This is a genomic window from Longimicrobium sp. (genome assembly GCF_036554565.1).
Taxonomy (GTDB): domain Bacteria; phylum Gemmatimonadota; class Gemmatimonadetes; order Longimicrobiales; family Longimicrobiaceae; genus Longimicrobium.
The window spans coordinates 1-4,434 of the sequence record NZ_DATBNB010000207.1 but is presented as its reverse complement, the minus strand read 5'-3'; the positions used below and the strand labels follow the sequence as shown (position 1 = coordinate 4,434).

The window sequence follows — 4,434 nt, the reverse complement described above, 5'->3', positions numbered from 1 at the left end:
GCGCGGGCGCCCGGCGCGTCCGCCGGCGACATGGCGCGCAACTGGTACGGCGAGCTTCAGCGCCTGAGCGGGCACCTGGCGCAGGTGCACGAGCGCGCCCTGCAGAACCCCGAGTTGCGCCGCCGGCGCGACGCGCTGATGCAGGGCATTCAGCAGGCGATGGACGCGGCCGACCCGGAGCTGCGCACGCTGGCCAGCCGCGCGCGCCAGATCCCCGCCGAGGTGCAAACCGCCCAGCGCCGCGGCGACGCGGCCCGGCTGCGGTCGCTGGACCGCGAGGCGGCGCAGATTCGCGCGCGCTTCATGAACGTGGAGGCGGGTGTCATGCGCCAGCCCGCGGTCGCGCGCCAGGTGCGTTCGTACGAGGAGCTGCTTCGCCGCGAGATGGTGCGCATCGAGCCGCTCACCGAGAGCCTGCTGGCCCGCAGCGCCGACCTCCAGCGCCTCCTGCAGGCCGCACTCGGCCAACAGCAGCAGGACTGACGAACAGCGTCGTAGCCGAAGACCTGCGGCGCATCGACGATCCAACCGCCCCGGAGCCTACCTGGTTCCGGGGCGTTTGCGTTGCGTATCAAGGCATCTCCGCCTCACATGGGAGTCTTGCATTTTTCGATTTGCAAGCACATATTGTCGGGTATGATGACGCAAACACAGCAGGCTCGAATCGGCGGACGCATGAGGGCGCTGCGTGAGGAGCGGAGCCTGAGCCAGGAGTCGCTCGCCGCGCGGCTCGGGTTCAACGACCGGCAGACGCTTGCGGCGATCGAAGCTGGGGAACGGCGCATCGCGCCCGACGAGCTGGTTCGCGCGGCGCACGTGCTTGGTGTCGACGTGGATACGTTCCTCGATCCGTACCGCCTGGTTGGCGAGGGCTCGTTCAACTTCCGCGCGAAGGACGTGGATCCGGAAACGCTCTCGGCGTTCCAGGAGCAGGCGGGGAGGTGGATCGCCACGTACCGCGAATTGGGCATGCAGGTGGGGTGCGAGCCTCGCCGCCTCGGCCACAAGCTCGAGCTGACCGAACGTTCATCGTTCGAGGACGCGGCGGCGAGTGCCGAGCTGCTGCGGGAGCGCTGGTCGCTGGGAGACGTGCCCGCGGACCGGCTGGAAGACGCGGTGCATCGCGAACTCGGTGTGCTGGTGCTCTACGTGGACGCCCCCGTGGGAATTTCAGGTGCCGCGTCGCACCTGCCGGGGCAGCACACCATCGTCGTCAACCGCAGGGAACCGGCCGGCCGGCGGTCCTTCGATCTCGCGCACGAGCTGTTTCACCTGCTCACCTGGGATGCCATGCCTCCCAAGCGCATCGAACCCCAGGAGGTAAAGCGGACCAAGGGCAACCGGGTGGAGCTGATGGCCGAGAACTTCGCCGCCGCGCTCCTGATGCCCGCAGATATCGTGGCGCGTGGCTGGAGCACGCGTGGCGACGAGGACGTGACCGCATGGCTCGCCCGTACGGCGGCGGATCTGCGGGTCAGCACGCAGGCCCTGCAGTGGCGCCTCGTGAACCTTGGGCTGCTGTCCAAGGCTGCGGCCGCGGCACTCCCGCCCGTGTCGCGATCGAGCCGCGTGTCGACGGATCAGGTGCCGCCCCTGTTCAGCAGGCCCTTCGTGCAGCGGGTGGCGGACGCGGTGAACGACGGACGACTCTCGCTACGCCGCGCAGCCACGCTGCTGGGCGTGACGGTGCTGCAGTTCGCGCAGGTATGCGCGGCGTACCAGCATCCGCTCTCGTACGATCTGCCGGGCTGAGCCGCAGGTGCTGATTCCGGCGTATTCGCGCCGAACGGCTCCGCGTCAGCTTTTCGCGAACGTGATCAGCGGACCGTAGTCGCCGCGGTCTGCTGCGCGTAGCGCGGCCAAGTATCGATCGCGCAACGTGCCGGTGGACACCAGCGAGCCGCTCGTGTCCCCCCATGTGAGCGGTGGCGCGCCGGCGTGCCGCAGCACGAGGTTGGCCATCATCCTGGCGTGGCGCCCGTTGCCGTTGGGAAACGGATGCACCCATACGAGGCGGTGGTGCACGCGAACCGCGATCTCGTCGAGCGGGAAGACAGGCCTGTTCGTTCGGAGCGCGTCTCTCCACACCCGGGCGTCGGCGATGGTATCGCGGACGCCGGGACGTATCTCCCACGCCGCGACACCCACGTTCTTCTGCGTCAGCCGAGGGGTTCCCGCCCACGACCAGACCTGGCCGAACATCCGGCGGTGCAGCTCGAAGACGTATGCTTCCGAGAGTGGATCGCGCCGCCCTGCCCGGGTGGTATGCGCCCACAGGAGTGCGTCCGCGACGTTGGCGGCCTCCGCTTCGTTGAGCTCCTCCTGGGTGGTGATGTGCGGCTGCAGGAGGCCCTCGGCCTCGTCGGGATCGAGCGGCGTCGTGCCTCCGGAGCCGCGTTCACCCTCAAAGGTCATCGGGGAGCGTCCACACCAGCGAGGGTGTCAGGCGCAGCTGCTCCTCGATGTGCCGTATCCGCATCTGGCTCGCCGCGTCTCCGGTCGCCTGGTTCTCCAGCCTCATCGTGTGGTCTACCTGGCGGGCAAGATGACGCGCTGCACGGCTGATCCGCTCCTCGACCGTGGCGGCTAGCGGCTGCCGGGGTACGAGGACGTAGTGCAGGTCGGCACCGAGAGCGTCGGCGGTCTGACGGAGCGCCTTGAGCGTTACCGCCTCGTCGATCTCCCGCTGTTCCAGCTGCCCAGCGGCCTGTGCCGTGATCCCGAGCCGGGCGCCGAGGTCCTGCTGCCGCATCCCCAATGACGTGCGCAGCAGGCGTATCCACCCGCCCTTGGGAGTGGCGAGAAGCCCGGCCTGCTCCCGCAGCGCTGAGAACCGCCGCTCTGTCTGCTGGCCGGCCAGGCTGGTCATCAAGTTAGTTTTCAGCATCGATCTTCCTTGGAAAGCATATCAAGGAGAAAGATATAACTTTTCTATATCCCGCGAAAGATAAAGGCATTGCTTTCGTACGTGAACGCAGAAGCGCCCCGGGGCAGGCGTACCCCCGGAGCGCTTTCATGGGTTATCTTCCGCCGGCCCTGCCATTCTTTCGCCGCGGCTCTGCGGCTCTGCGGCTCTGCGTGAGGCCCGCTGTCGTGGTTACACCGACTCTGCCCTGCGCGCCTCGCGGCGGCTTTCGCGCAGGTGCCAGAGCTCGTCGCGGAAGACTTCGAAGGCCGTCGTGAAGGTTTGCGCGCGGGTGGCCGAGGGCGCGCCGGTGAAGTTCTCGACGGCGCGCTTGAGGGCCGTGTCGTCGCTGTAGCCGCAGCTTTCCGCCACGTTGCGCACCGTGCGGTTGGCCTCTTCCAGCAGCGTCAGCGCCAGCAGCACCCGCATCCACCCCAGCAGCCTGCGTGGCGTGGGCAGCCCCAGCTCGGCCGTCCAGTCTGCCACGGTGCGCTGCTGCACGGCGAAGATGGAGGCCAGCACCTCCCGCCCTCCCCCGTCCACCACCGTTTCGGCCGTCGCGCGCAGGAGCGTGCGTGCGTGCTCGCTCACCCACACGGGGAGCTGCGCCTCGATCCGGCGCTTCAGCGGGCGCGCGTGGGCCCGGCGCAGCGTGGGGTGCATGGAGGCGAAGGTGCGCTCCAGGTCCAGGTTCACCACCTCGCTGATCCCCGTGGCCAGCGCCGCGCGCAGGTGCTCGGCGCTGGCCGCGCGGAACGAGAGCGCCACCACCGCCGGTACGGAGGGCGTGGCCCGCATCAGCTGCTCCAGCGCCTGCAGCGCGCCGTCGCCCGGCTCGGTGCGCACCAGCAGCACCGCGCTGGGCGGCGCCTGCTGGGCCTGCTCCGCCAGCTCCGCCCAGGTGGCGCACCGGCGCACCCGGTAGCGGCCTTCGGACGATATGTGGTCAAAGTGGTCAGACAGCAGCAACGCCGTCCGGGTAGCGTGATCTACCAGGCCGGGAGGCGGAACGACGGGCGACTTCATTTCAGGCGTCTGATGTGTTGCACGTGGGTGGGGGACCGCCTATCCTGGGTTGACCACTTTATCCACTTACCGCGATCCCGCGAGACTCTCATGCAACGATTCACGTTCTGCGCCGCCGTGCTGGTTGCGCTCGCCGCGTGCGGCTCCGACGAGCCCCTGCATCCCGCCAGTGCTGCGCCTGCCGCGGGGGCATCCACGTCCGGATCGCCCGCAGGCGACTCGGCCGCGGCCAAGCCCGCGGCCGGCGGCATCATGATCGGTGGAGGAAACTAGCGTCTAAGCGGGACGGCTGCTTGGAGGGGTCGGAGTCGGGGGATAGCGCCGTCCCCGGTCATCGGGAGGGCGCGTCTGGAGCGTACGGCGTTTGTGGCGTCTCGCGAGGGGCGGGGGACGCCCTCATTTCGTGCACTTCATGTGTTGCAAGTGGACGCGGTGAGCGTGCATCTTAGGTGGCTCCTTCATCCACTTCACGCTCCTCTCGCGGAGGCACCTATGCGCCGATT

Annotated in this window: 6 protein-coding genes; 3 read left to right on the top strand and 3 right to left on the bottom strand. The window is 68.9% G+C overall.

What is annotated here, in order from left to right:
• Nucleotides 1-483, top strand: a 483-nt coding sequence (locus tag VIB55_RS05625; RefSeq protein WP_331875687.1) for a hypothetical protein, incomplete at its 5' end; no start/stop codon positions are given.
• 192 nt (nucleotides 484-675) lie between these two features.
• Nucleotides 676-1,752, top strand: a complete 1,077-nt coding sequence (locus VIB55_RS05620) for an XRE family transcriptional regulator (protein ID WP_331875686.1) — start codon at nucleotides 676-678, stop codon at nucleotides 1,750-1,752.
• A 45-nt stretch (nucleotides 1,753-1,797) separates the two neighbouring features.
• Here the strand turns inward: VIB55_RS05620 and VIB55_RS05615 are convergent, their stop codons facing one another.
• From VIB55_RS05615 to VIB55_RS05605, 3 genes are all read right to left on the bottom strand, one after another.
• Nucleotides 1,798-2,415, bottom strand: a complete 618-nt coding sequence (locus VIB55_RS05615; protein WP_331875685.1) for a mobile mystery protein B — start codon at nucleotides 2,413-2,415, stop codon at nucleotides 1,798-1,800.
• Entirely contained in the window at nucleotides 2,405-2,887 is a 483-nt protein-coding gene (locus VIB55_RS05610) for a mobile mystery protein A (protein WP_331875684.1), read from the bottom strand. Before VIB55_RS05610 ends, VIB55_RS05615 begins: the two co-directional genes overlap by 11 nt.
• A gap of 210 nt (nucleotides 2,888-3,097) precedes the next feature.
• The gene (locus VIB55_RS05605; protein WP_331875683.1) at nucleotides 3,098-3,931 is read right to left on the bottom strand and encodes a helix-turn-helix domain-containing protein; all 834 of its coding nucleotides are present in this window, start codon (nucleotides 3,929-3,931) and stop codon (nucleotides 3,098-3,100) included.
• A gap of 90 nt (nucleotides 3,932-4,021) precedes the next feature.
• Between VIB55_RS05605 and VIB55_RS05600 the strand changes: the two genes are divergently transcribed.
• Nucleotides 4,022-4,204, top strand: a complete 183-nt coding sequence (locus VIB55_RS05600; protein WP_331875682.1) for a hypothetical protein — start codon at nucleotides 4,022-4,024, stop codon at nucleotides 4,202-4,204.
• Nucleotides 4,205-4,434 lie beyond the last annotated feature (230 nt).